19 protein-coding genes are annotated in these 26436 nt (G+C 43.5%); 2 read left to right on the top strand and 17 right to left on the bottom strand.

Annotated elements, in window-relative coordinates:
* Positions 1-30: 30 nt before the first annotated feature.
* The 8 genes from BLS69_RS08625 to BLS69_RS08660 all read right to left on the bottom strand — a co-directional run bounded on the left by BLS69_RS08625 (position 31) and on the right by BLS69_RS08660 (position 9405).
* A complete protein-coding gene (locus BLS69_RS08625) occupies positions 31-1455 on the bottom strand; it encodes a 6-phospho-beta-glucosidase (RefSeq protein WP_091030423.1) in 1425 nt (474 codons plus the stop codon).
* 28 nt (positions 1456-1483) lie between these two features.
* Positions 1484-3373 carry a beta-glucoside-specific PTS transporter subunit IIABC gene (locus tag BLS69_RS08630; protein ID WP_091030426.1) on the bottom strand — a complete coding sequence of 630 codons (1890 nt, stop codon included), beginning with the start codon at positions 3371-3373 and terminating at the stop codon, positions 1484-1486.
* A 177-nt stretch (positions 3374-3550) separates the two neighbouring features.
* Positions 3551-4432 (bottom strand): LysR family transcriptional regulator, encoded by an 882-nt coding sequence (locus tag BLS69_RS08635; protein WP_091030429.1) that lies wholly within the window; start codon positions 4430-4432, stop codon positions 3551-3553.
* Between the two features lie 128 nt (positions 4433-4560).
* Positions 4561-5316 carry a carboxymuconolactone decarboxylase family protein gene (locus BLS69_RS08640; protein ID WP_091030431.1) on the bottom strand — a complete coding sequence of 252 codons (756 nt, stop codon included), beginning with the start codon at positions 5314-5316 and terminating at the stop codon, positions 4561-4563.
* Positions 5317-5514: 198 nt separating this feature from the next.
* Positions 5515-6486 (bottom strand): hypothetical protein, encoded by a 972-nt coding sequence (locus BLS69_RS08645; protein WP_091030432.1) that lies wholly within the window; start codon positions 6484-6486, stop codon positions 5515-5517.
* On the bottom strand, positions 6486-6977 hold the full coding sequence (locus tag BLS69_RS08650) for an RNA polymerase sigma factor (protein ID WP_036615805.1): 492 nt from the start codon (positions 6975-6977) through the stop codon (positions 6486-6488). Before BLS69_RS08650 ends, BLS69_RS08645 begins: the two co-directional genes overlap by 1 nt.
* Positions 6978-7162: 185 nt before the next feature.
* Positions 7163-8743: a histidine-type phosphatase gene (locus tag BLS69_RS08655; RefSeq protein WP_091030435.1), complete on the bottom strand. Its 1581-nt coding sequence runs from the start codon at positions 8741-8743 to the stop codon at positions 7163-7165.
* 242 nt (positions 8744-8985) lie between these two features.
* The gene (locus BLS69_RS08660) at positions 8986-9405 is read right to left on the bottom strand and encodes a DUF3237 domain-containing protein (RefSeq protein ID WP_091030436.1); all 420 of its coding nucleotides are present in this window, start codon (positions 9403-9405) and stop codon (positions 8986-8988) included.
* A gap of 137 nt (positions 9406-9542) precedes the next feature.
* Here BLS69_RS08660 and BLS69_RS08665 point away from each other — a divergent pair, with 137 nt between their 5' ends.
* Together BLS69_RS08665 and BLS69_RS08670 are read left to right on the top strand one after the other, a co-directional pair.
* On the top strand, positions 9543-10745 hold the full coding sequence (locus BLS69_RS08665) for an MFS transporter (protein ID WP_091030439.1): 1203 nt from the start codon (positions 9543-9545) through the stop codon (positions 10743-10745).
* Positions 10738-11382: a TetR/AcrR family transcriptional regulator gene (locus tag BLS69_RS08670; RefSeq protein WP_091030440.1), complete on the top strand. Its 645-nt coding sequence runs from the start codon at positions 10738-10740 to the stop codon at positions 11380-11382. Before BLS69_RS08665 ends, BLS69_RS08670 begins: the two co-directional genes overlap by 8 nt.
* A gap of 95 nt (positions 11383-11477) precedes the next feature.
* On the opposite strand, the gene BLS69_RS08675 is transcribed toward BLS69_RS08670, so the two are convergent.
* The 9 genes from BLS69_RS08675 to BLS69_RS08715 form a co-directional block, all read right to left on the bottom strand.
* The gene (locus tag BLS69_RS08675) at positions 11478-13739 is read right to left on the bottom strand and encodes a glycoside hydrolase family 3 N-terminal domain-containing protein (protein ID WP_091030443.1); all 2262 of its coding nucleotides are present in this window, start codon (positions 13737-13739) and stop codon (positions 11478-11480) included.
* A gap of 98 nt (positions 13740-13837) precedes the next feature.
* The gene (locus BLS69_RS08680; protein WP_091030445.1) at positions 13838-14758 is read right to left on the bottom strand and encodes a carbohydrate ABC transporter permease; all 921 of its coding nucleotides are present in this window, start codon (positions 14756-14758) and stop codon (positions 13838-13840) included.
* A 15-nt stretch (positions 14759-14773) separates the two neighbouring features.
* Positions 14774-15715, bottom strand: coding sequence for an ABC transporter permease (locus BLS69_RS08685; protein WP_240768124.1), 942 nt, complete (start codon positions 15713-15715; stop codon positions 14774-14776).
* 176 nt (positions 15716-15891) lie between these two features.
* Positions 15892-17565: an ABC transporter substrate-binding protein gene (locus BLS69_RS08690; protein WP_091030449.1), complete on the bottom strand. Its 1674-nt coding sequence runs from the start codon at positions 17563-17565 to the stop codon at positions 15892-15894.
* 41 nt (positions 17566-17606) lie between these two features.
* On the bottom strand, positions 17607-19268 hold the full coding sequence (locus BLS69_RS08695; protein ID WP_091030452.1) for an ABC transporter substrate-binding protein: 1662 nt from the start codon (positions 19266-19268) through the stop codon (positions 17607-17609).
* Between the two features lie 121 nt (positions 19269-19389).
* Positions 19390-21126, bottom strand: a complete 1737-nt coding sequence (locus BLS69_RS08700) for a sensor histidine kinase (RefSeq protein ID WP_091030454.1) — start codon at positions 21124-21126, stop codon at positions 19390-19392.
* Positions 21108-22694 carry a response regulator gene (locus tag BLS69_RS08705; protein ID WP_165980172.1) on the bottom strand — a complete coding sequence of 529 codons (1587 nt, stop codon included), beginning with the start codon at positions 22692-22694 and terminating at the stop codon, positions 21108-21110. Before BLS69_RS08705 ends, BLS69_RS08700 begins: the two co-directional genes overlap by 19 nt.
* Positions 22695-23286: 592 nt before the next feature.
* Entirely contained in the window at positions 23287-25602 is a 2316-nt protein-coding gene (locus BLS69_RS08710; RefSeq protein WP_091030459.1) for a glycoside hydrolase family 95 protein, read from the bottom strand.
* A 287-nt stretch (positions 25603-25889) separates the two neighbouring features.
* A complete protein-coding gene (locus BLS69_RS08715) occupies positions 25890-26315 on the bottom strand; it encodes a MarR family winged helix-turn-helix transcriptional regulator (RefSeq protein WP_091030461.1) in 426 nt (141 codons plus the stop codon).
* Positions 26316-26436 lie beyond the last annotated feature (121 nt).

The raw sequence follows: 26436 nt of genomic DNA on the forward strand, positions 1-26436 counted from the left end.
CGATGACTTCATACGTTACTGCTCAGTCGATTAGAGTTCTTTGCCGTTACTTTGAATAACTTTTTTGAACCATTCAAAGGATTTTTTCTTGCTGCGTTTCAACGTACCATTTCCAGCGTCATCTTTGTCGACATGTATGAAACCGTATCGTTTACTCATCTCTCCAGAACTTGAGCTTACTAAATCAATGCAACCCCAGGACGTGTACCCCAACAACTCTACGCCATCTTCCTCCACTCCTTTTATGAAGGCTTGGATGTGTTGACGCAAATACTCGATTCTATAGTCATCCGCAATATATCCCGTCTCATCAGGAGTATCTATCGCTCCTAATCCATTCTCAACGATGAATAGTGGCTTTTGATATCGGTCATACAAGGAGTTCATTGTAATTCTTAGTCCTTCAGGATCGATTTGCCATCCCCATTCACTCGTTTTCAGATGTGGATTGCGCAGTGTCGGAAACAGGTTAGCTGCCGTTTGTGTGTTTACTTCCGGGTCTGCACTGGTCAATCGTGAACCATAATAACTGAACGAAACGAAATCAACCGTATTATTTTTCAAGCATTCCTCGTCCCCGTCTTCCATGGCTATGTTAATATTCATTCGTTCTAACATTTTCTTGGCATAGTTTGGGTATTCTCCTCGGGATTGTACATCGACGAAAAAGTAATGCTCACGATCCCTTGTCATGGCTTTCCAGACATCATCTGGTGCACATGTATACGGGTAAGTGTTGGCACCTGCTAACATACAGCCAATCTTAATTTCCGGGTTAATTCTACGTGCAATTTCAGTTGCTTTTGCACTTGCGATCAATTGATGATGAGCCGCCTGATATTTCACAGCATCCTCATTCTCACCTTCTTCAAACACTAGACCTGAGCTTCCAAAAGGTAAATGCAACAGCATGTTGATTTCATTAAAGGTAAGCCAATACTTCACTTTATCTTTATAACGGGTGAAGATCGTTTCACACAGTCTCTCATAATAATCCACCATTTTTCGGCTTCTCCACGATCCAATTGTTTTCACCAAATGAATAGGGACATCAAAATGGGTAATGGTGACTAACGGCTCAATGCCATACTTCAAACATTCATCAAATACATTTTCATAGAATTTCAAACCCTCTTCGTTGGGTAACTCGTCATCTCCATTAGGGTAGATCCGAGTCCATGCCAAAGATAACCGGAAACACGTAAAGCCCATTTCTGCAAATAAAGCAATGTCTTCTTTATACCGATGATAAAAATCAATAGCTTCATGACTCGGATAAAAATGCTCTTGATCACACTCCAACATTTTTAACTGTCCTCGCATGACAGGAACACGATCTTTCCCTGCCGGGATTACATCAACTGTGGATAGTCCCTTGTTGCCTTCTGCATATCCACCTTCACATTGGTTAGCAGCAACTGCCCCACCCCACAAAAAGTCTTTTCTTAAAGTCATTAAAACACACTCCTAACCTGTAGTTTTGTTAAGCTTTGACAACCAGTAATGTATTGTTAAAATCAATATTTTGGGGACTAGTCTCTGCGATCACATCCGAGTAACTATACGAATTGGTTACAATAACGGGCGTTTGAGTGACATATCCTTCTTGTCTGATTTTGTCCAGATCAAATGTCAGCAAGGTCTGTCCTTTTGTGATTCTCTGACCTTCTTCAACAAAAGCCTCAAAATATTTTCCGTTCAGCTTAACCGTATTTAAGCCGACATGAATAAGAATTTCGACTCCTTCATCGGATAATAGTCCAATAGCATGTTTCTTAGGAAATAGGGATACAATCATGCCATCAAATGGAGCAATGACTTTCCCCTCGCTGGGTTCAATAGCAATTCCTTTACCCATTGCCTCTGAGGCAAACGCTACATCTTGTACATCCTGAAGTTGAATAAGCTGACCTTTAAGTGGAGTTGCAATAACGGAATCTTTAATTGTAATGACTTCATCCGCAACCCCACTCACTTCGTTCGCATTTGAAATAGTGTTCTGTGAAGGTGCGTCTTTTTCATATTTCAAACTGAGCAAATAGGTAAGCACAGCAGTTACGACAGTTGTTATAACAAGTGCGATCAAAATGTTATATAGATTCCAGATATTTTCACCAATGTACAGCGGAATCGCCGGGATTCCTGAAGCGCCTGTTGCATAACGAGAAACATCCATTAGCCCTGCAAAGAGCCCCCCACTGGCAGCTCCAATCATACCCGCGACAAGTGGGTATCTCTTCGGTAAGTTTACGCCGTAAAGAGCTGGTTCCGTGATGCCCATCAATGCTGTGATCCCACTGGAAGCTGAAATTTGTTTTAATGCTTTATCCTTGGTTCTCATCCCTACAACTAATGCCGCAACACCTTGACCTATACAATTGATCATCGCTCCAGGACCGAGGATATTCTCATAACCTGATGTGGTGATTTGAGCAATGGATAGAGGCACAATATTATGGTGCAGCCCAAACATAACCAGTATTGGCCAGAAGGTTGCAACCAGGAAAATAACCAGCCAGCTACCATGTGCGGCCAAGAAGTCAAAGCCCATCGCTAAATACGTTCCAAAAAATGACCCCAGTGGGCCCAATACGGTTAAGGCCAGAATTCCCGTTACTAAAATAGTGCACATGGGAACAAAAATAACTTTCACTGCATTCGGAATGATCCTTTTAAACAACGATTCAATATATGATTGAGACCAAACTATTAAGAGAATTGGAACTACAGAAGAACTATAAGAAACAAGAGTTAGCGGAATTCCAAAAACACTTACATCAGTCCCATCCAAACGCAATTGTGTCAAGTTGGGATGGAGTAAAACACCGGCTAAAACGAGTGCTAAGACGGGACTGCATTTTAGTTTGTTTGCAGCTGAAAACGCCAACAAGAATGGTAAAAAGTAGAAAATAGCATCTGACATAAGACTTACAACATAGTAGGTTTGGGAATCTTTTGAAATCCAGTTGAATAAAATAAGTAGAGCGAGTAATGCCTTGATCATACCAGCCCCAGCTATAGCAGGAACAATCGGACTAAATGTCCCCGAGACGAAATCGATTAATTTCCCCAAAATACTAACTTTCTTAACATCAGTTGTTTCACCCGATGAACTCGCGTTAGGTTGAAGATGCTTGATCACTTCTTTGTAAACGTCTTCAACATGTGTGCCGATGACAACTTGAAATTGTCCGCCGCTCTCAACTGCATCAATAACACCGTCAAACGATTTAAGCGCTTTTTGATCTGCTTTATTAGTATCATTCAGTGCAAATCTAAGCCTAGTCATACAGTGAGTCAGAGTGGATACATTCTCACTACCGCCCACTTTCTCTACAATATCCTGAGCCAACTTCTCGTATTTCTTGCTCATCCAATAATGCCCCCTCTTGTTGTTACCATCTAAATGAATGAGACCAAAAGCGCTCTAAATAACTTCTCTTTGCAATAAAAAAGCTATTTATCTGTAATACATAAAGGCAGCATTCATTACACCTTTAAAATATCATCTGATAAACAGCTATAGCCAATACCTATAATTTATACTTTATTATGCCTGAAAGGCATGCCTAATATGTTCCAAAAAACGTACCTCCGTTTGACTGAATACCTTGTGTTTTTTCCAGACAATCACCGTTGGAAACTGAAGTTCCGGTTGAAAAGGTCTAAAGCATAATGTGTCAGACTGCTTCATTGCAAGCGAACCCTCAATACAAATTGCCGTCCCTAACCCCTCCTCTACGAGGTTTAGTACGTTAGATATTAAATTATAGGTCGCAACAAAGTTTAAATGTGCATACTCATCGGCAAACCAGCTTGCAATCTCATTCTGTAAGACAGATCGGCTGGATATGAGCAGAGGTACTCCGGCTAAATCGGTTGAAGTGACATATTCTTTCTGGGCAAGAGGTGATGAGGTCTTCATAAGGACTCCCCAGCGTTCCTTCTGGGGCAGTCTGATAAAATCGTATTTCTCAATGTGAATGGGCTCTAACAAAATGCCCACATCGAGCAGTCCTTTATCGATGCGCTCCTTTATGTCATCCCCCGTTCCACTATAGATGTGATATTTAACCTGCGGATACTCCATATTGAAGTCTTTTAATAATTGTAAAATAACATTGGATGTTAATGATTCAACACTCCCGATCGATATGGTTCCTCCAACCAGGTTGTTCTGATCTTTAAACTCTTTCTCTGTTTTATCCGCAAGTGTGAGAATTTCTTCTGCTCTTTGACGTAGAAGCATGCCTGCATCTGTAAGTGTTATTTTACTTTTCCCACGTATAAACAATTGGGTTTCTAAATTTTTTTCCAGATCAGCCAACTGCCTGCTTAACGTTGGCTGTGTCACATGTAAGATCGTTGCAGCATGTGTGATATTTTCTACTCGAGCTACTGTCAAAAAATATCGAAGTACTCTTAACTCCATAATTCCTCCTGATTTACATTCATTTAAGTGTCTCCTGAATCATGAATTTCTTTACTGTACCTTCCTGTTAACCAGAAGAAGACAGTTGATTGGGATAATCAACTGCCTGTTGCTGTAAATAAAGAAGACTATTTCTCTGGAATGATTTCATTAACGCAGCTTAAAGCATTTAGTGTTCTGGGAAATCCCATGTAGGGAAGGCAGTGAGTTAGAGCGGTGATCATGGTTTCTTTATTATTGCCAACATTGATGTTACCCTGAACGTGTGCTTTGACTTGACTATCCGCACCTCCGAGTGCACTTAGTATACAAAGAGTAAGAAGTTCTCGTGTTTTCAGATCCAGACCTCCGCGGGTATAGAAGTCACCAAAACAAAATGCTGAAAGATAGTCCTGTATATGCTTCTGATTTGACGGGGCATTTTCCCGGTTTTTCTCAATAATATCGCCAAAAATCTCTTTTTGAATACTGAGTCCTTTGTCAAAGCGATTATCTTCTTCAACCCGTTTTTGACTTTCAAGAGGCAGTGCAACATTTCTTTCTTTGAAAACTTCATTCATTTCCGATATAGCATTTAAGGTTTTGGGGAATCCCAAATAAGGTGCGCATTGATAGATTGCTTCTTGGATCTCCACTGGTGTCAACCCAACATTTAGCGCTGCACGAGTATGAGCTTTGAGCTGGGGTAACGTTTGATTAGTAGCCAGTACGACCAAAGTAATAAGCTCACGTTGCTTATCGTCAAGAACACCTTGATCGAAAATTTCACCAAATATGAAGCGACTCAATATGTCCTGAAATTCAGGATGTGTAGCATATGCCGCTGGAACCCCAACGCCGAATAGTTTTTTATATGTTTCCTGGCTCTTTTCGATTCGATTCATATTCATCAAACCTCCTGTTTCTTTTTTTGTTAAAACTAGGTGTACCCATTTTACATTGAAAAAGAAAAGAATCTATATCCTATTCATATCATTTTATTGCCTAATCCTATCAAATGATTGTTTGTTGATGAAAAAAGCGAACAAAGCACTTGCGTGCCCTGTTCGCTCTTTTGGTGCAGCCAGATTGCTGTCTTCGCCTTACTCGCCCAAGCTGTTCCAGAATGATTGGAACGCGCCTTTCTCCACTTCCAGGAATGCCGGAACATTACCGTAACGCACCAGACCATCACCAAACAGAACCAGTGGGACCTGCGTTTTGTCTTCCAGTGTGAGATAGATGATCTTGCGATCTTCTTTGCCGTAGAGGTTCTCTTCCAATTCTGGACTCGTTGCAATCGGTTTGGCAGCATTTAGTGATGAGATAAAGCTGTCCAGTGCTTCATCCGCTGCTAACGGTTTAAGCTGCTGCAATCCATTATTCCAGCTATTAAACGTCTCCCATTGCGCCGAGGCGATGTTGCCTTCGAGATGAAGCTTGCCGATCAGGTCGGCACCAGTACCAATGGTGATCCCGTTGTTCTTGTCAAATAGTTGAGCATACACCTGACCATCGATCTCGGTGTAGGACATGATGCGGAAGTCCTTGTCGTAGCCATTGACCGCATAGATGTCTGCTTCGCCAATGTTGGAAGCAAGTTCCGTATATTTTTCCTGGCCGCTCAGTTCATTGATGCCACCTGTTGTAGTGCCAAGCTTCTCACCACGCAGGTTGAGTGCATTTACGCCTTCAAGCAATGTTGGGGACTGTGTATATACGTTTCCTCCATACACAACCAGTTGCATCATATCAGCCATCGCGCCTTTGCCCTGTGAATTCGGCAACTCCATCTTCGGAATCACGACCGGGTCAAACGACGCGCCTGGAGTCACCGCTGCCACCTGTGGTGTTGGTGCGGCTGGTCCATTGAATTGTTGCCATACACTTGGCGCAGCCAATCCAATGCTGGCAGCGATAACAACACTTGCTGCAATGTATAGTGGTTTACGTTGACGTCTTGGTCCCTGATGTTGCGTGTTTAAGGATTGCTCTACCCGTTTTTTCATTTGCTCGTTTGTTTTCATATGATCCACCGCTTTCTTATAGTTTTGTTTGAATTGTTCTTCGTTCATTACAGTTCCTCTCCTTCCAGCTCCAGTTTTAACAGCTGTCTTCCTCGCTTTAATCTCATTTTTACTGCTGACTCGCTAATCTCCAGGATCTCGCTGATTTCTCGGATTGGATAATCTTCGTAATAATACAGATGAACCACCGATCTATACTTGACGGGCAGTGACAGCACAAGTTCGATCAGCGCGTGATCTTCCGGGTTGTCCGTTGTCAGAGGATCTACTCCCTCCAGCTTGACCTCCCGTTTGCGCCAGCCTCTGCCTAATAAGGATTTGCAATGATTGGTGATGACCCGAATCAACCATGCTTTTTGATGCTCCGCATCGTTGAACGTAGGGGCTTTTTCTATTAGTTTGATGAAGGTATCCTGAGTGGCTTCCTCCGCGTCTTCCCGTCTGCCGAGGTGCACCATGGCAATCCGGAACAGCGTATCTGCGTATGTCTCATAAACTTTCATCACATGATCGCCCAGCTGGGGCACTGATCGCTGCATGGTTGTTATGCCCTCCTTTATACCTCTAACACTCTTACGGACGGCATTTGGTCACATTTTGTTTTAGGATTTTTTTATTGATCCATTTCATTCAAAATGCAAAAAAAGAAAGCAGCTCCATGGAGCGGAGTTGCTTTCTTCATCTTCGTCTTTATTTTCATATAAAATGCATATCGTATCCCCAACTAGAATTTCTTCTGTAAAAGCTCGATATTATCTTCCAAGCTGCTATCTAGCTCTACGCCTACCTTCTGCAGTTTGTTTTGGTAATATGTCTTCACATCATCCCATTTATAGTACGGATAGGTCTTTGTTTCAATCGGGAACGCAATTTCTTCTTCATTTCTAAGCATCTTTACAAGAACATCCTTACCATTGGAATACAGAATCCATTGGATGTTTGCTCCCATCGGTGAGATGACCGAGCCGTTCCAGTTTTTGGTTACATCCTGCGGTTTGTCGATACTAACATTAGCTCCGGCGATATCCAGAAATGAAGATAGTGGAATAATGGTTTCTGCATGAGCAAAACGAAATACACCAGCCGTGTCTTTCTGCTGAATGGACTGGTCGGTAGACACGATCAACTCTTTGACCAGAGGTGCAATGATATTTTGCGGCAGATCCGTTGACGTTAAAGATGGACCTTTTTCATAAAAGTCATTGATATTATCAACGCTCTCGTACCATTTCAACTGATTAGCCGTGAAATACCGCCCGAATTCGAAGTCACCTTCTCCTTTAATATTCGAAGAAATGATGTAGAGTTCATATAGATTAGAAGCAGCCTCGGTTGGGTTGCTGAGCTTCACTTTTCCTTTCTCATCCTTCAATTCAAACTCTCCAGAATTCAATCTCTGATAAAAGTCTTCAGAGAAAAATTGCAGAAGGACCTCTTTTGCATAACGCGTTCCAGTTTTCTGTGTGACATAATCTTCGTATAACTTAACCCAGTCTCCATCTTCTACGTACTCGTTATACTTCGTAGCCAAGTCGTAGGGCCGTAGATAGGGGTCTTTCCCTTCTTCAAAGGCTGAAGCCAGAATGTCTACCTTGTTATCTCCCAAGCTTTCCTTTAACCCGTCTATAAACTGATCTCTGCTCTGCGGCGTTCGATCTTTGAAGGTTGCCTGAGCAATCACTTTTTTATCCGATGTAAATAGTTCTTTGAAATTCTGCCCAACTCTGGCCCCTATTCCTTTCAGTTCTTCTCCACCCGTAGTGGATAACAATCCATAATGATCTTTTTCAACCTTCATCAGATTGCCAATTTCCTTCTTCAGCTCTTTGCCCAGATTAGTGATCTGCCCGTCCTTTTCAGCGATGTCGAGCAGTTCAAATAACGTCTTGTCGTACTTGGAACTGGATAGATGTCTGGAACCATGTCTCCCTATGTAGTTAATAAATATGGGTTCATATCCACTAGGAGCTTTTGTATAACTTGTTTCCTTAAAAGGATATGGCGTTTTGGTACCGCGGTATCCCTGCTGATCGTTCATTTTTTGTCCAACAAACACCGATTGGGTGTTGTTATCCCAGTCTACCTCTTGCCCCAAGGCTTCCCCAATCGCTCTTGCAGGTACATAAGTGACTCCATTGTAGAGAAACGATTCGCCTTCCACCCTTTGACCGTTCACAACCACGTTAGCCGATTGTTCGGACACTTCGATCATGCGTTTGGAGCCTGCGCCATATACGTCAAACACACTTACAGACGTTAAAATGGCGAGTGATGCTACTGAAATCCCGATTTTTTTGATCATCATAATGAATAGTCTTCTCCTTATTTCGCCTGATATTGGTTTATTTTCGCTCATCATACTATAGGTGAGAAGTGTCTGCGCAGTATCCATCCTATGTTAATTGATTGTAAAAGAATACATATAAATATTGACGCAAAGTCTCATACGACAAAAAAGAGCCGCTTATTTAGCGACTCTGAATCAACATCACAGGCTATCTTGCTCCGAGACACATGAACAAAATAGTCATCACATGTCTCGCATTATCATAGCGCCCTGTATATTTTTATATCTATCCCTGACTCCGTCGGATGACCTTCTCCAATAAGTGTCTCACGGTTCAAGAAGGATAAGGCTTTGCTGTCTGTAATCATTTTGGGGGAAGTACGAAATAAAGCAGTTTTCAGCGTTTTATCAATATTTCCGTTATTTTCGATATAAATTTTGCAGGAACGCCCTGAGTTGTCGGTTCCTTGGAGCATGTATCTTGCCGACAGAGTATGCGGACCAGCATCCTTCCCGATGATCTGCGTATCCACTCCTCCACCCAGCACAGTTCCCTCAAAGTACTTTCCGGTTACGCTGCCTGTAAAAGTAATCATAACAACCGAATCATCTTCGCTATTCTGTAAATCAAATGATTTCTCAATGTTCACATGTACCGTAAACAATTCCTCTAATTTCACGTGTTCCCACCTCCATATGGATTCAATTATAACTCTACTCACTAAAAAAAAGATTTACATATTTCCTTCAAATCATTTAAAATGATTTACACAATCTAAAGGTTAACAAGATGTAAATGAAGGGGTTAATGACGTACATGAGTACATTACCAAAATCAGTTCGCTTACCACTGTTCATTCTGATGTTAAATCTGTTTATCGCTTTATTGGGGCAAGGGATGCTCATCCCCATATTGCCCGAGTATTTAAAGCTTTTTCATGCGGGAGGCACAGTAGCAGGATTTTTAGTTGCAGCCTTTGGTGCTGCTCAATTCTTCTTTTCACCTCTCGGGGGACAACTGTCTGATCGATTTGGACGCAAAAAGTTGATCATCGCAGGTATGTTTCTGTCTGTCATTTCAGATATCATATTTGCGCTGTCGACGTCATTGCCGTTCCTCTATGTCGCACGGTTTATCGGTGGAATCAGTCTCGGTTTAATGGTTCCTGCCAACCTCGCATATGTCGCCGATATTACAACGCCAGAGACACGTGCAAAAGGCATGGGCTATTTCGGCGCAGCTATGAACTTGGGGATGGTTCTCGGACCTGGTCTGGGCGGTCTCATCGCCGAGATGGGCATTCGCATGCCCTATTTCTTCGCAGCGGGTCTGGGACTGATTGCGGCCCTAATGACGCTGCTATTGCCCGAGACACTTCCCCCGGAGAAACGAACGGTCTCCATCCGTCTTCAAAAAGGAGATCACTTGGGCAAGAAAATCTGGAGTTCATTTAAAGTCCCCTATTTCAAATACTTGATTGTGCTGCTCGTTATGACCTTTGGCCTTATGAGTTATGAGACGGTATTCGCTCTTTTTGCAGAGCAAAAATACGGATTCGACGCAGCTACGATCTCCATCATTATTACCTTGGGTGCGATTATCGGTATCATTGTGCAGATCTGGCTTTTAGATTGGTTCGTACAGAGAATCGGTGAAGTTAAGTTGATCCGTCTCTCCTTAATAGTCACACCCATAGCTTTATTGTTAATGTTAATTAAGGTCAACCTAGTTTTTCTGCTGTTCGCTTCTGCCTTATTCTTTGCCTTTAATTCGTTTTTGCGACCTTCGGTCAGCACGTTAATATCCAAAAATGCAGGAGATCGGCAAGGTTATGCATCGGGTCTGAATACTACATTTTCCAGTCTCGGAACGGTGATTGGCCCGCTGATTGCAGGGCTATTGTTTGACAAAAACATAAACTTCCCGTATATTTTTGGTGCAATTATGCTGCTCGCGTCTCTCGGACTTACCTTGAACGCATTTCGTTCGAAGAAAGGACAACGGTATACAAGTGAATGAAAACTGGCATCAACAATTGGGAAATAAACATCGTGATGATTTGATTGCAGCAGGTAAGGAGCTTTTTTTGAAATATGGATTGCTCCAGGTGAAGATTAAGGATGTCTGCACGAAGGCTGAACTTAGTAGAGTAACCTTTTATAAACATTTTCAGTCTATGGATGAGCTTCTTCTAGCCATTCAGATGCAACTGATCGAACATTTAACGGATGAGGTTAGCCGTGCATCAATGAAGGAAATGAACGGGCGAGAACAACTCACGGTCATGTTGAATGCATGGGTTGTTTATGCCCAGGATCATCCAGACTACATCCGGTTTATTCAATTATTTGATATCAACTATCAGATGTATGATTTTAGTTCTGAACTAAGAGAAGAGTATGATAAGTTCAACCATAATGGGAAAGAAAAGCATTTCCTGATGGGCGCTTTATCCCAAGGCGTTGTTGACGGTAGTATTAAGAATCCGTCCCCTCCGTTGGATCTCGCTCAGTTTATCTTCACAACGATGATGGGCATGCTCCAGCGCATGGTAACTATTCGTGCTGCTCAGGATAATTCACTGGATATGCGGATGACGGAGCAATTTGTGAAGATGCTACTCCAATTTGTTTGCAGCGAAGAACTACCCGAGTGATGGCACGGTAGATGGATCGGTGAAATCAAAGTTTAAAACAAAAAGACGGATTCCGTATGCTGGAATCCGTCTTTTTGTTCTTCATGAATTAAGCTTTAATCCGTTTGTACGGGCAACTGTCCTCCAGCTTTCAGTTGACCCAGTAAAACTTTGATCCCGGCAGACGTATTGGGCTCCTGCTTACCATACACAGCAAGCCCTGAGCGCACGTTCTGAAGATAGATCATCTCGTAAGGGTTACCCAGTGACAATAGCGTGTATCGCTGATTACTCTTGTTCATCGCATTAATCAAGGTTTGATAATCACTCCAACCGAACTGGCTGGCCACGTTACGGAATTGGTAAGAAGCAAGAATGACATAATTCGCCTTGCCAATTGCCTGGAGCGTTTCATTCATTTTGCCTTGACCAACAAGTGATATTTCAGTTTTTAACGACAGATTATTAGCGGCTTGCAACAGTTGCTTCTCAAGCTGTTTCGCCTGTTCCTGCTCGGCTGCAACAATAACAACCCGGTCGCCTTGTTTAATTGGATCAGGAAGCACACCTTCGCGACTGCTGAGTACAGTGACCGCTCGCTCTGCGATTGTCTGCTCCACTGCTCGGTGTGCCTTCGATCCGATGATACCTTTAAGCTGAGTTAGCTTTTGGGCAAGAGTTTGACTGTCTTCAAACAAACCATATTTCGCTTTCATCTTCAAGATTCGTTTCACAGATGCATGTATGGTTTCATCCTTGATCGTTCCATTGTTCACCGCGTTCACCAGCGTTTGATGGGCCGCTGCTGAATCTTTTGGCATAAGGATGATATCAACACCTGCGGAAACGGCGCGTTCCACCGATTGACTCTCCCCAAAATGCTCCGCAATTGCATTCATGGTAAAGGCATCCGACACGATGAGTCCTTCATATCCCAGCTCTCCGCGAAGAAGTCCTGTCAGTACCTTTTTTGATAAGGTAGCAGGAATCGGCACTCGTTCACCGTCTTTGAGCGAAGTGACATGTTCGTTGTCTATGGCAGGGAAAGCAATATGCGCGGTCATAATCATCTCTACACCATTATTGATTGCAGCTCGAAACGGTTTTAATTCTACCGCATCAAGCCGTTCTCGGTTATGGGCAAGCACAGGCATACCAAGATGGGAATCTACCGTTGTATCTCCATGTCCCGGAAAATGCTTCACTGCCGCCATCACCCCTGATTGCTGTAGCCCTTTTATCGTTGCCAGACCAAGCCGTGTCACCAAATCCGCATCCGAGCCAAACGACCGTATACCAATGATGGGGTTATCTGGATTACTGTTGATGTCCAGCACTGGCGCAAAATTGATCTGCAATCCCAGTGCCTTCAGCTCCTCCCCAGTCAGCTGACCGGCTGCTTCGGCTAGTGTTGCATCTCCAGTTGCGCCAAGCGCCATTTGACCTGGCAGGTTCGTACCGCCTGGTATTCGCTTAATAACGCCTCCTTCTTGGTCGATGCTAAGAAATAGAGGAATGTCACCTGCTTCTCTTTGCATATCATGTGTGAACGTTGTAAGCTGCCTCACGTCGACAATATTTTTGTCAAAAAGTATGAGTCCGCCCAAGTCTTGATCATGGATACTGCGTTTCAGCCCCTCATTAACGGTCGTTGTCGCTTTACCATTCCATTGCCTAATATCGGGCATAAGCATCTGACCAACTTGCTCACTTACCGTCATATAGGATATCAGCTTGTCCCAATCTTGTGACCGAATGGCCGCTTCACGTTCGAAGCGAATTACTCTCGCCATAAATACGGCATATTCAGCGCGCGTTACAGCTTGATTCGGACGGAAGGTGGCATCTGAATAACCGCCGACCAAGCCGTTTGAACTCATAATAAGAATCGGTGCTGCTGCCCAATGCCTGTCCGTATCTGTCCATTCTGCGGAGTTCTTACCTTCCGCTAGTGAATAGGCCCGTGTAAGGAAGGCCGCAGTCTCTGCGCGGCTAAGCGGTGCGTCCGGACGGAAGGTTCCGTTAGGAAAACCACTCGCAAGTCCATTTTTAGCAGCTATCATGATTTCTCGATGGAAAGGGTGTGTAGTTGGAACATCCGAATAGGTTGTGCCTTCCACTGCTCTTTGAAGCTGATCTGGATAAAGCTCGCGCACCATAAAAGTGACGGCTTGTGCCCTTGTCACAAGTGCCTCTGGCTTGAAGATCCCATTGCCATATCCGGCTACTGTTCCCCGTTTCGCCATATACGTGATGCCATCCTCTGCCCACTTTGAATGTTTGAGATCAACAAACGTTTCTTCTGCAGCTGCCGTTCCCACCCCTATAAGCATAGAGCCAACAACGGCACCAATAATTGTCATCCATTTTACATGCATTTGTTTCACTCCTGTTGTGTTCTATGGATGAATAGACGCTGCTACGGTACAGTTTGTTGCGTTTTCACAAATTCAATGAAGTTATATGCAGTTCATGACTAACCCTTTACACCGCCAATCGTCATACCCTGTACAAAGTATTTCTGTAAGAACGGATACACCATCAGAATAGGAACACTTGCAATAATGGTCATGGTCGCTCGAATCGAGGTTGGTGTGACCGCCGTTGCATTGCTCTCGGCAGATTGATAAGCATCACTTGCTGATGAAGTCGCTGAGGTCGTTGAAGTTTGCAGAATCTTCATCAATTCGTATTGCAACGTGCTTAATTCTTTATTGGAAGAGTTGTACAGGAATACATCGAACCATGAATTCCATTGTCCCACAGCTACAAAGAGTGATACGGTTGCCATTGCGGGAATCGTTAACGGCAAGACAACTCGGATAAATGTCGTGAACTCCCCTGCCCCGTCAATACGGGCTGACTCCAGAATGCCTTCAGGAAGACCTTCAATAAATGAACGGATGACAATCATATTGAAGACACCAATTACACCCGGAATGATATATACCCAGAAGGAACCGATCAATCCAAGGTCTCGAATCAACAGATAACCGGGGATCAACCCCCCACTGAAATACATGGTGAATACAAAAAACATCGTAACAAACTTGCGTAGCACAAATTCCTGACGACTAACCGTATACGCGAGCATGGCTGTACAGAAAACGGACACCACGGTTCCAATGACCGTTCGCAGGGCCGAGATCAAAGTTGCGTGATAAATATCGGATTCGCCAAAAATGTATTTGTAATTGTCCAGTGTCCATACACGAGGCCATAGATATATTCCACCACGAATGGCATCATTTGCATTATTGAAGGATACGGCAATCATATTAACAAAGGGATAGATCGTCACAATCATCAGACATACCATGAAGATAATGTTAATGGTGTCAAACGCTCGATCCCCGGTGCTGCTATTTCGCAAGCGGGATGTCTTTCCTTTTTGCATGGCATAGGCCTCCTTTTAGAATAGTCTGCTCTCTCCCATTTTTTTCGCTATATAGTTCGCGGAGAAAAGGAAGATGAAGCTGACCACAGTTTTGAATATGCCGGCTGCTGTACCTAAGGAAAAGTTCCCCATCCCTAATCCATATTTCAGTACAAAGATGTCCAGATTCTCCGAATAGTCCAGATTCATCCCGTTACCCAGCAGATATTGTGGTTCGAATCCGGATTCCAGAATACTTCCCATGTTCATGATCAACAAGATCACAATAACCGGTTTCAAGCCAGGCAGGGTGATATATAACATACGTTTGAAGCGACTGGCTCCATCAATCTCGGCAGCCTCATATTGCGCAGGATCAATCGCCGTAATTGCCGCCAGATAGATAATGGTGTTCCAACCGACATCTTTCCAGACCTCAGTTGCCCCCAGAATCCCCCAGAAGTACTCTCCTTTCCCCATCCATAGTACCGGACTGTCAATCAGGTGAAGCTTCATCAGCAGCAGATTGATAATTCCGTCTGGTGACAGGACTGTTAATACAATGCTGGAAGCAACAACCCACGAGATAAAGTGAGGCAGATAACTGACGGTTTGCACAAAACGTTTAAATATGACATTTTTCAGCTCATTCAGCAAAAGGGCCAGTGTAATTGCTGTCACAAATCCCAACACAAGTTTAATGGAACTCATGACAAGTGTATTTCGCAGCACCCGGTAGAAGGTATTGTCCTCAAACAAGATACTAAAATGATGCCAGCCGACCCACTGCTGATCGGAGAAGGACCTCGCCGGTTTGAAATTCTGAAAAGCCATGGTCCATCCCCATAACGGCAGGTACTTGAAGATAAAAGCCCAGATGACAAAAGGAATACACATCCAGGCAAGTGTTCGTTGCTGCACAAGTCGCTTAAAGAACGAGTGTGCTCTGGTTCCCTTCGGACTCGAGGCTGGAGGCATCGAGTTAAGGGAGACATTTGGTTTCTCCACGGTGAACCTGCTCCTTTCCTATGCTGTTAATCATGCGAGGAGAAATCGGAGTTTATTCTCTTTCGTCTCTCCTGCGCACGTAACAGTTTGATTTAAAGAGATTGTTCAAAAAGTCCGCTTTTGAACACGCATTTAAAGTGTTCGTATTACCATTTTCCTGCTACACGATCCTTCACAACTTTGGTAATGGTCGCTTCATAACCAGCTTTGTCCAATTTGTTTAATTCAGCAATGTAGGCATCCCACAGCTTATCAAAATTCGCTGGTGCTCCCAAGATCATTTCCGGTAAGTATTTACGTTGCAGATCATCCGATTTGGTAGTGAAGATCTGTTCAGGTGATCCTTGCTCCAATGCGATGGACCATGCGGGGAACCATGGCCGCTCTTCCGGTTTATTAAATAATTCACTAAAGGTTTGGATACCGTAGGCTTCAAGGAACTTGTTGTCTCCCTCGGTGTAAGATGCAGCGGCTACTTCTGGCTGGTTGCCAGGGCTATAAGCGTTACCATCGGTAAGTGTAGATTCACCGCCATATCGCGGCCAGTCTGATCCGAAGTAGGTGAAACCGAATTTACGGCTCAGCTCCAGATCATCATGGGCTTTGCGTTGATCCTCATTTGCAAAATAAAATCTGCCCTTATCATCCACACTGTACGTCTCGTCCTTGATTCCCCATTGCACCAGAACCTGATTCTCTTCCTTCAGCAAATTATCGAAATATTTGATGATACGAACAGGGTCTTTGGCATTCACCGAGATACCTGTTGCATAGTTGTTGACGAAGCCGGGAGGATCAACGTACTGATCCTTAATTCCTTCATCAAACACAATCGGAAGTGGTGCATAACGTTTCTCATCAATGCCTGCCGAGAGCAGGTTTTTCGACGCATCTCCAACCTGCCAGCCATAATTGAAGTATCCCAGCACACGACCCGAAGTCAGCTTGGCCAAATACTGGTCTTTGTTCATCGTAAAGGATTCCGGATCAAGCATGCCTTGAGCATTGATCTCATTCAACTTCTGAATCCATTTTTTCTGGGCATCTGTTCCGGCGACAACTTTTGCCTCATGGGTAGTCATGTCCACCATAACACTGCCATCGTTCGGATAACCGGCAAGATGCATCGCTGGATTTTGCAGCGTGAAGAAGTTATTAGCCACACCCGCAAGTGACACAAATCCGATTGTGTCTGCACCGTCGACAGTTGGATGTTTTTCCTTGTAATCCTGAATCAGATCAAAATATTCATCCAATGTAGTGATCTTGGGATAATCAAACTCTTTGAGCACAGATCGTTGAATCCAGAAAGCGCCTCCGCCCACATTTGGACTACCTGAATACTCACCCTGATTAGCCGTATAAGGCAGCGCATAGATTTTTCCGTCTTCGGCATTTTTCATTTTATCGAAATATGGTCCATACACCCTTTTGATATTAGGGCCGTATTCCTCAATCAGATCATCCAGCGGAATATAGGCCCCGGCATCCAGTAACTTGGACATCTCACCACTGGAGCTAATGACATCAGGATAGTCTCCACTGGCAATCATGACACCGGCTTTTGTAGCACTATCACCTACCAGATATTCCATCTTCCAGTCCACACCCGTTTGCTCTTGCAACGCTTTACCGATTGTTGTTTCGCTTGCCAGAGCATCCTTCTTGCCTGGAGAGAACATGTAATATGAGAACGTGACTGGACTGTTCTCATCATCACCTGTGGCTGAAGGTGATGACGAACTGTTCTGACTGCATCCAGCCAGCAAAACGGTCAGTAATACAGCCAAACTTGCTGTTCTAAATTTCGCTTTTAACATGTGAATATTCCCCCGTTCCGTATGGTCTCTATGGATTACACTCACCATTTACCAGCTACACGATCCTTAACTGCCTGCGTTATCGTAGCTTCGTATGTTTTCTTATCCAGTTGATTCAATTGACTCATATATTCATTCCATGTGTTCTCGAATGTGGAAGGCGAATCCATAATCATTTTGGGTAAATATTTCTTCTGGAGGTCTTCTGCCTTGGTGATAAAAATCTGTTCAGGAGAGCCTTGCTCCAATGCAATGGACCAAGCAGGAGACCAAGGACGCTCATCCGGTGTGCTGAATAGTTCTGTGAATGTCTCCACACCATATTTCTCTAACAACAGCTTGTCACCGTCCGTGTAACTAAAGGTAGCCACTTCTGGTTGATTGCCTGGTCCATAGGCGTTGCCATCCTCCAGTACGGAGTTATTACCGTAACGAGGCCAGCTGTAATTAAAATAGTCAAAGCCGAACTTACGACTTAATTCCGGATCTTCATGTGCCTTGCGTTGGTCATCATTTTTAAAGTAAAAGCGGCCCTCATCATTCACACTATACGTCTCGTTCTCAACACCCCATTGAACCAGAATCTGGTTTTCTTCCTTGAGCAAATTATCAAAATATTTAATAATTCGCACGGGATCTTTGGCATTTACCGTAATTCCGACACCATAGTTGTTCACAAAACCTGGTGGGTCCACATACTGGTCTTTGACACTGTCATCAAATACGATCGGTAGAGATACATATCGTTTATCGTCAATACCAGCCTTCTTGAGGTTATTCGTTGCGTCTCCAACCTGCCAGGAGTAACTGAAGTATCCCAGCACCCGACCGGATGTCAGCTTGGCGAGATACTGATCCTGGTTCATTGTGAAGGATTCGGGATCAAACATCCCCTGTGCGTTAACCTCGTTCAGCTTCTGAATCCATTGTTTTTGATAATCAGATCCGGCTACCAGTTTGGCTTCATGACTCTGCATATCCACCATCACACTGCCATCGTTTGGATAACCTGCAAGATGCATGGCCGGATTTAGCAGGGTGAAGAAGCTGCCCGACTCACCCGCAAGTGTGGCGAAGCCGATGGTTTCTTTTCCATCGATCTGCGGATGCTTTTGCTTGTATTGCTCAATCAAGTCAAAATATTCGTCCAGCGTTTTGATCTTGGGATAGTTGAACTCTTTTAACACAGCACGCTGAATATAAAAGCCGGTCTGGAAGTTAGGCTCTGACACATAACCGATGTTGGCAGTATATGGCAAGAAATATATCTTTCCATCCTCCTGTCTGAATTTGTCCATATAAGGCCCGTATACCCGCTTGATGTTAGGCCCGTATTGATCGATCAGTTCATCCAGCGGGATAAAAGAGCCCGCATCCATCAATTTGGCCATTTCACCACTGGAGTCGATGATGTCGGGGTAATCCCCACTCGCAATCATTACACCTGCCTTGGTTGCACCGTCGCCGACCAGATATTCCATCTTCCAGTCAACGCCCGTTTGTTCCTGTAGCTTCTTGCCAATAGTCGTGCTACTTGCCAGAATGTCCTTCTTGCCACCACCAAACGTGAAATATTTAAAGGTGACCGGGGTGTTGTCATTACTGTCAGGATAAGAGGCTTCCGGGCTGGCTTTATTACAACCTGCCAGGGTTACAGCCAGTAAAATGGCCAGACCTGTTATCATGTTTCTTTTTCTAAACATGTAGCAAATGCCCCCTTAAAGTAATGTTTTTGTCTTTAAGCCTTCTCAATATATCAAGATAGCGCTTTCAAAGTTACCCATGAAAGTGTACCTCCTACTTTGAAAAGTATATCCTTCATATTTAGTCGCCTGGCATGGCTGATGGATCAAGTGGAAGCTTAATTTGGATACGTGTACCTTCTCCTTCCCATGTCTGGATGTCGAATGTAAAGTGATTTTTATAACAGAGTTTTAAGCGACTATACGCATTTTTCATGCCAACATGCTCTCCCATATCGGTGTTTTGATCCAGGTAACTTAGCAACTCTTCCAATTTTGCTTGTGACATCCCTATACCGTTATCCGTTAGTCTGATATGGAGCTGGTCATTTTCCATTGAAACAAAGAGTTGAATGATACCTACACCCGGAGATGACTCAATTCCATGAATACTTGCATTCTCAACAAAGGGAAGGATAACCATCTTGGGGATTCGGTACATCAGTACCGCAGGATCTGCCTCAATGGTATATTGGAGTTTTTCTCCAAAGCGGTATTTTTGAATTTGTAAAAAACTCTCAATGAGTTCCAATTCTTCTTGTACTGTCACATCATTCTGATTCCAACTAATCGACTTGCGAAACATCTTGGCCATGTTATGCACGATTTTGGCAGTCTCTTTCTCGCCTTTGATGAGGCTCCGCATACGTACCGACTCCAGGGTATTAAACAAAAAATGTGGGTTGATCTGACTATGGAGCGCATGAAGTTGTGCTTGCTGCTGCTTTAACTCCAGGTCTTTCTTTTGGATGTCGGCGAGATATACTTCATGAATCAGGTTACGGATCGTCTCGGTCATTCGATTAAATTCCATCGTAAGTTGACCTATTTCATCTCTTGCATCTTCAGGCGGAATCGTCTGGAAATTCTGTGTTTTTACTTTTTTCATATGTTTCAGAATGCGCACCAGTCTGACATGGATGGTTCTGGACATCGCCGCGATGATAATAGAAGGCAGGACAAAATTAATGCAAGCCAGCCAAACGACGAAGGAACGCGATTTCCGCACCTCCTTCAACACAATTTCTTCATCCATCACTCCCTGCAGGGACCACCCTTCCAGATAGTTAATGCCTGTATACGTAAGTTCAAAGGGAATCATTTTGTTCGGAAACTGGATCTCGCTGTAACGTTTCCCTATCTGAGCTTCTGCTGTAGGATCATTTGAAAATTGGATGTGTCCCCCCGGATCAAGAAGATACACTTTTCCATCAAATCCGCTGTTGTGAAAATACTGCTTGATCATATCCATATTCAGGTCAATTTTAAGTAACTGCTCTCTCCCCCCAGTGTCCAGATTGTCGAGCCTTTGAACCAGACTTAACATCTGATCCGATGAGATCAGTGCCGGATAAGGGGCGGAGTATGCCTGAAATTGAACGTACCAGTCCGAGTTGCGGACATCGTCAGTTAAACGATCAATATAACCGGAAGATAAAATGGTAGAATTATCGGTATACACTTGATACCAGCGAATCCCCTGATTCATTTGACCGGAGAATTGCCCTTTTAGATAGGAATTATAAGCGTCAATGTACTCAAAATGACTTTGAAATGAACGGGAGATGGTGTCGTTGAATACAGGGTCAGTATATAACGAATAAGAGAGGCCGACACCCTGATCAATGGTTACCCGCAGGTCGTTCTTCAGATTGTTCAAGGCCATGCCGGCATCACGAGTTTTCTGACTACGGATATTGGCGGATGTGACATTATAGAACACCACATTGGTGACAACGATGGGAATAAACACAGATAAGACATACATCAGCAGTAGCTTATCTCGAAGCTTCATGTAGTTCAGGTTCCATCTTGGCATTGTGCACCTCGCTGATCATTTCCCATAAGGAGATTGCGATACTCTGTAGGCGATAACTTAACAAGTTTCTCAAACTGGGTTACAAAATAATCCGCATTCTGAAATCCTACACGTGCAGCGACCTCGTACATTCTCAGATCCGTCTGGCGTAATAACTTCTTCGCCTCATGTATCCGCAGGTTCAGCAGATAGTCATTGAAATATTGATTGTAGCTTTTGCGGAATAACCGCCCAAGATAAACGGGATTCATATAGAAGAGTGCAGCGATGCTTTTGAGATTGATGTTCTCGGTATAATTTGCATCAATATATCGTTTGATCTTGCTGATATCCCCTTTGGATCGCTCCATCCGCAGTTGAGAGATATAATCCTCGGCTTCCTCCAGCGCAGTGAGAAAAGCATTGTTCAATAGTCGTAAATTCCAACCTTCATGACTTTGTTGTGCCAGCTCCTTCAGCTGCTGCAACCCTTCATCATTACCACCCATTTCGTTGACTACAGCGAGAATACCCGTTATATAACGCAAAAGAGAACCCGATACAGCTTGAGGAGAAAATCGATTCATATGAAACAATTTGAATTTCTCTTCTACGACCTTGTGATAAGCTGACCTATTCCCTTCTTCCAGGCTCAAAATTAAGTGATCCACCTCGTCCTGGTACACATTGAAAACAAACAGCGGTTTGTCCTTGATCTCCGTATACCGCACGACACCACCAGTTTCAGCATATTTATGCTTGGCTGCTTCTTCAGCCGCCATAAGGGATTGTGGGACATCACCAATTTCTTTGACGAGTGTTCCTGCGTAAAGGCCGATGTCCAGATTAAGCCTTTTGCTCAGTGTTATATGAATACTATGCAGTTTATCCTGTAACGCCGAACCCCCTTGATCGTGTTTAGGCCACAACAGTAATAATGCAAACATGCCGCGTTGTTGCTCACTGATGAACATTTTGCATAAATTACTTTCCAGAGAATGTACTGCTTCACGTAGCTGTTCAATGGTGATTTTAATTTCATCTAATCCGGTCTGAAGTTCAATCAAAGTCATGAGCAGACTGGAGCTAGGATTCATCCCGAGCATCTCGGCATATCGATGTTCATCCTCCTTCTGTACATGGCCTTTGATCATATCCTCCAGCATGATGTTACTGGCTTGTCCCTCATCCAAGAGGATATGTTTTCTTTTATTGCAAATGAGTTTAGCTGACTTCTGCAACGTCGCCGTCAGTTCTTCATCATCAATAGGCTTCAGGATATAGTCATGAACACCGTACCGGATTGCCTGCTGTGCATATTTGAAGTCATGATAACCACTGATGATAATGAACACAGGTTCCAGATGTGGCATTTTCTCTACGGCACGTATAAGTTCCAGTCCATCCAGGATCGGCATGCGGATATCTGTTATAATCACGTCTGGTTGCAAGCGTTCAATCAGATTTAATGCTTCTACACCGTTCTCTGCCTCTCCGATAATCTCCATATTAAGATCCATCCAATTTATGAGTTCATACAGCCCCTTTCGTACATACATCTCGTCATCTACCAGTAATACTTTTAACATCCGTGTGTCCCCTTTCCTCCAACGAAAATAAACCGTCGCTAGCATGTCTCCCTATCGGCGGCATCTAATATGGTGACTGTTGTAGTTATTGCATAATAAATTCATTCATTGCGCGCATAATCCCAATAGTCGCCAACGAGGCCTTCAATGATCGATCCACTGGCCCATGGCATCAGGCAAAACCAGGTGCTGGCTGGCGTACCATCCGCATATTTTTCAGTGACCGGTCCTTCCGAATGACAGAAGCGTTCTACTTGGCGCCGTGAAAATCAGATCCATCTTTTCCTCCAATCGCGTTGCACACACCCGATTGTAAACGCTTGCAATTATGTATCCATCATGCTAGGATGGTTACATTTTATAGGTTCACGTCTGCAATTTCATTGCATAAACGGCTATATTTATTGCGCGAAACGACAAGGAGGTCATATATCTGATATGAATGAGACTTCAGAATACCTGTTTGATAAATTTTATTTGCATTGAGCAAAAACACGCCAACTCTTGCCTATATCTTATCTCAGCCAAGAAAAAGAGCGAAGACCGGCAATTTTGTCAGTCGGTCTTCGCTCAGGTAAACGTTAACGCCCTATTAATTATTCCAGTTATTTCCTTTTAATTCAATCAAAGTATTGGGGCCTGGAAAGGTTAATTCTATCTTTTGGTCCAGATAGGATACGGTTACTCTTGATTCTGCAATAGAGCGAATTCTGGTATTGAATAGACGACCATTTTCCCATTCCAGATCTATTTCAAATCCGCCACGAGCCCGAATACCACGAATATATCCTTTTGGCCACGCTGCCGGCAAAGCAGGTAACAATCTGATTACTTCGTTATGACTCTGGAGAAGCATCTCTGCTATACCTGCAGTACCTCCAAAGTTCCCATCAATTTGAAATGGAGGATGGTCACAAAACAGATTGGGTAATGTGGAGGAACGTAGAAGTTCCACGATGTTATCGTGTGCAAGTTCCGACTCCTCTAATCGTGCCCACATGTTGAGAATCCACGCCCTGCTCCATCCTGTGTGTCCACCACCGTGTTCCAGTCTTCTGTCGAGTGTTACACGAGCTGCCTTGGCCAGATCAGGCGTTGATTGCAACGTAATTTGCGTGCCAGGATGCAAAGCGAATAAATGGGAAATATGTCTGTGTCCAGGTTCCATTTCATCATAATCGTTACTCCACTCTTGGATCTGGCCATGTTTGCCAATGGAGGTCTCCGGTATTTTGGTTAAAGCACTACGGAGCACATCTCCAAATTCCTGATCTTCTTGCAAGATCCGGTTACTTTCAATGCAACGCGTGAAGAGTTCTCTAATAATCTGATTGTCCATTGAAGCACCAAAACATAAAGCTCCCGACTCTCCATTATCTAATATATAGCGATTTTCCGGTGAGGATGAAGGACATATCACCCAATTACCGGAAGGATCCTCTATTAGATAATCCAGAATAAACATAGCCGCATCTTTCATCGTGGAGTAGACTTTTTTGAGAAACTGAACATCCTTATTGTATTCGTAGTGGTCCCATAGATGTAATGAAAGCCATGCTCCTCCCATGGTCCAAAACGTCGATGTCATGCATACATCCTGCGGAGCAGCGTCTGCCCAGATATCCGAGTTGTGATGAGCAACAAACCCCTTGCATCCGTACATGGTTCTAGCGGTTTCCTTTCCCCGGACTTGCAGTCGATCTATAAAATCAAACAATGGAACGTGACATTCAGACAGATTGCAGCTTTCTGCAGGCCAGTAGTTCATCTGTGTATTAATATTAATCGTATATTTGCTATCCCATACAGGAAGCATGTCTTTATTCCAGATCCCTTGAAGGTTTGCCGGTAAAGAACCTGGACGGCTGCTTGAGATAAGCAGATAGCGACCAAATTGAAAGTATAGACTCATCAGTTCCGGATCATGCTTACCAGCTCTAAGCCGCTCAAGGCGCTGATCGATTGGAAGTTCGGAACATATCACATCTTTATTTTCATCTTCGAGATGTATATCCATCTTTTCGAATAAGGATTGATAGTCCAAGACATGATCAGCGAGCAGTTCGCTATATGGTTTTGCGGAAGCAGCATCAATTCTGCGGAGGCACTCCACTTCGAGTTGTTCCTTGGGTACTCGGAAATCCGTGCAAGCCGTGATTAGAATAGTCGCTGAATTACCATCCTTCAGAGAAAGCTGACCGCTTGAATAATGAACCTGCCCCCCTTCAGATATAAGGCGAATCCCGCAACAAAATCGAATTCCTTCTTCTCCCCCACTTCTTCCCCGGATGATCAAGTCATGCGTTCCACGCTTCTCGATCCGGTCCAGATAGGATTGGAAACCAACAGGATGCTTAAGAATATCGGAATAGGGTGTTGATTCCAGAACGGTTCCCCTGCCAAAAATAGTGGAGAAAGATAACTTTCCAGGCACGCTAGATTTGAGATGAACAACGAGCACTTGATCCGGGTAGCTAGAAAAATAATCACGGCTGTACATGGATTGATCTGCGGTATAATTCACGTTTATCTTGCCTTGTTCCAGATCGAGATGTCTTTGATATCCGTTCGGTTCATGTTCACTGTGATCCATAGCGATATAGAAGTCCCCTAATGGCTCATAATGCCTTTGCCCGTCAGGAACACCCACCAGCGTATCTGCTGCGAGTTCTTCTGCTTCCCTAATCTTACCGTCAAAAATCAGGCTTCTGATCTGAGATAAAGATTCAAGTGCTTGAGGATTATTCCGCAGCATCGGTCCACCATACCACAGACTATCTTCATTAAGCTGAATTCTCTCGATCTGTGTTTTCCCAAAAATCATGCCTCCAAGAGTTCCATTTCCGATAGGTAATGCCTCTTCCCATCTTCCAGCAGGTTGATTAAACCAGATATTTTTGGTCTTCACGTTAAAACCTCCAACGAATTATAATTCCTCACATTTTTCATGTTTAGTGTGTTCCGTTTGTATGTTCTTTCAGTGTACTGTAATCTCTTAAGCATCTAAATGAACAAAATTAACTTGAATTATCACAATCTTATCCCAGCATTAGAGATGTAATCGTAAATTCCGAAACTGACAGTACAAATTCTTGTACTGGGCAACGAAGTATAGCTATTGGCAATAAAAAAAGCCGCTATAATAGCGGCTCTGCTTCGTTCATTTCATTTAGTTTACGTGAAGCTTGGCATAAGTTATAAGATATTTCGCTCCATTTGTTGCATGAATTGCCTCAATATCAGCCGATCTTCCGAAGAAATGGATTGAAGGAGTTTCTCTTGCTGCTCTTTCCATTTATACTCAACCGGTTTTTCTAATTCTTTGCCCTTATCGGTTAGAAAGATACGCATGATCCTTGCATCCTGTACATCACGTTTGCGATATATAAATCCGTTCTGTTCCAGTGATTTGACCATGTTTGTAACCGTTGGTGGTTCACATTTCATATGTTCACTTAGTTGCATCTGTGTTACCCCATCACCCAACCACAGCCGATACAACAAATTATCTTGTCCTACATAGAGATTAAGTTCCCGAAGAGATTCACTATAATTTCGTCGCATTTGGGAGGAAATTCGGTCTAAAGACTGTCGAATTTCACAATCTACTGTATCTGTCATGAACGATCCCTCCCTAACATCCGAATTATATTTAGCAGACTAAATGTATCATGGAGATATATAGGTGTCAATTCATCTTAGTTTCGTCTTTAAAAGGGGCTTTTCCTATCCAAGTTTCACC

The organism is Paenibacillus sp. CF095, assembly GCF_900101225.1.
GTDB lineage: Bacteria > Bacillota > Bacilli > Paenibacillales > Paenibacillaceae > Paenibacillus.

Bases quoted from the DNA above. Each gene is read 5' to 3' on its own strand.
- BLS69_RS08715 (WP_091030461.1), bottom strand. From the start codon at position 26,315: ATGACAGATACAGTAGATTGTGAAATTCGACAGTCTTTAGACCGAATT.
- BLS69_RS08645 (WP_091030432.1), bottom strand. From the start codon at position 6,486: ATGAACGAAGAACAATTCAAACAAAACTATAAGAAAGCGGTGGATCAT.
- BLS69_RS08665 (WP_091030439.1), top strand. From the start codon at position 9,543: ATGAGTACATTACCAAAATCAGTTCGCTTACCACTGTTCATTCTGATG.
- BLS69_RS08650 (WP_036615805.1), bottom strand. From the start codon at position 6,977: ATGCAGCGATCAGTGCCCCAGCTGGGCGATCATGTGATGAAAGTTTAT.
- BLS69_RS08630 (WP_091030426.1), bottom strand. From the start codon at position 3,373: ATGAGCAAGAAATACGAGAAGTTGGCTCAGGATATTGTAGAGAAAGTG.
- BLS69_RS08675 (WP_091030443.1), bottom strand. From the start codon at position 13,739: ATGCATGTAAAATGGATGACAATTATTGGTGCCGTTGTTGGCTCTATG.
- BLS69_RS08655 (WP_091030435.1), bottom strand. From the start codon at position 8,743: ATGATGATCAAAAAAATCGGGATTTCAGTAGCATCACTCGCCATTTTA.
- BLS69_RS08700 (WP_091030454.1), bottom strand. From the start codon at position 21,126: ATGCCAAGATGGAACCTGAACTACATGAAGCTTCGAGATAAGCTACTG.
- BLS69_RS08695 (WP_091030452.1), bottom strand. From the start codon at position 19,268: ATGTTTAGAAAAAGAAACATGATAACAGGTCTGGCCATTTTACTGGCT.
- BLS69_RS08705 (WP_165980172.1), bottom strand. From the start codon at position 22,694: ATGTTAAAAGTATTACTGGTAGATGACGAGATGTATGTACGAAAGGGG.
- BLS69_RS08635 (WP_091030429.1), bottom strand. From the start codon at position 4,432: ATGGAGTTAAGAGTACTTCGATATTTTTTGACAGTAGCTCGAGTAGAA.
- BLS69_RS08625 (WP_091030423.1), bottom strand. From the start codon at position 1,455: ATGACTTTAAGAAAAGACTTTTTGTGGGGTGGGGCAGTTGCTGCTAAC.
- BLS69_RS08640 (WP_091030431.1), bottom strand. From the start codon at position 5,316: ATGAATCGAATCGAAAAGAGCCAGGAAACATATAAAAAACTATTCGGC.
- BLS69_RS08685 (WP_240768124.1), bottom strand. From the start codon at position 15,715: ATGCCTCCAGCCTCGAGTCCGAAGGGAACCAGAGCACACTCGTTCTTT.
- BLS69_RS08690 (WP_091030449.1), bottom strand. From the start codon at position 17,565: ATGTTAAAAGCGAAATTTAGAACAGCAAGTTTGGCTGTATTACTGACC.
- BLS69_RS08680 (WP_091030445.1), bottom strand. From the start codon at position 14,758: ATGCAAAAAGGAAAGACATCCCGCTTGCGAAATAGCAGCACCGGGGAT.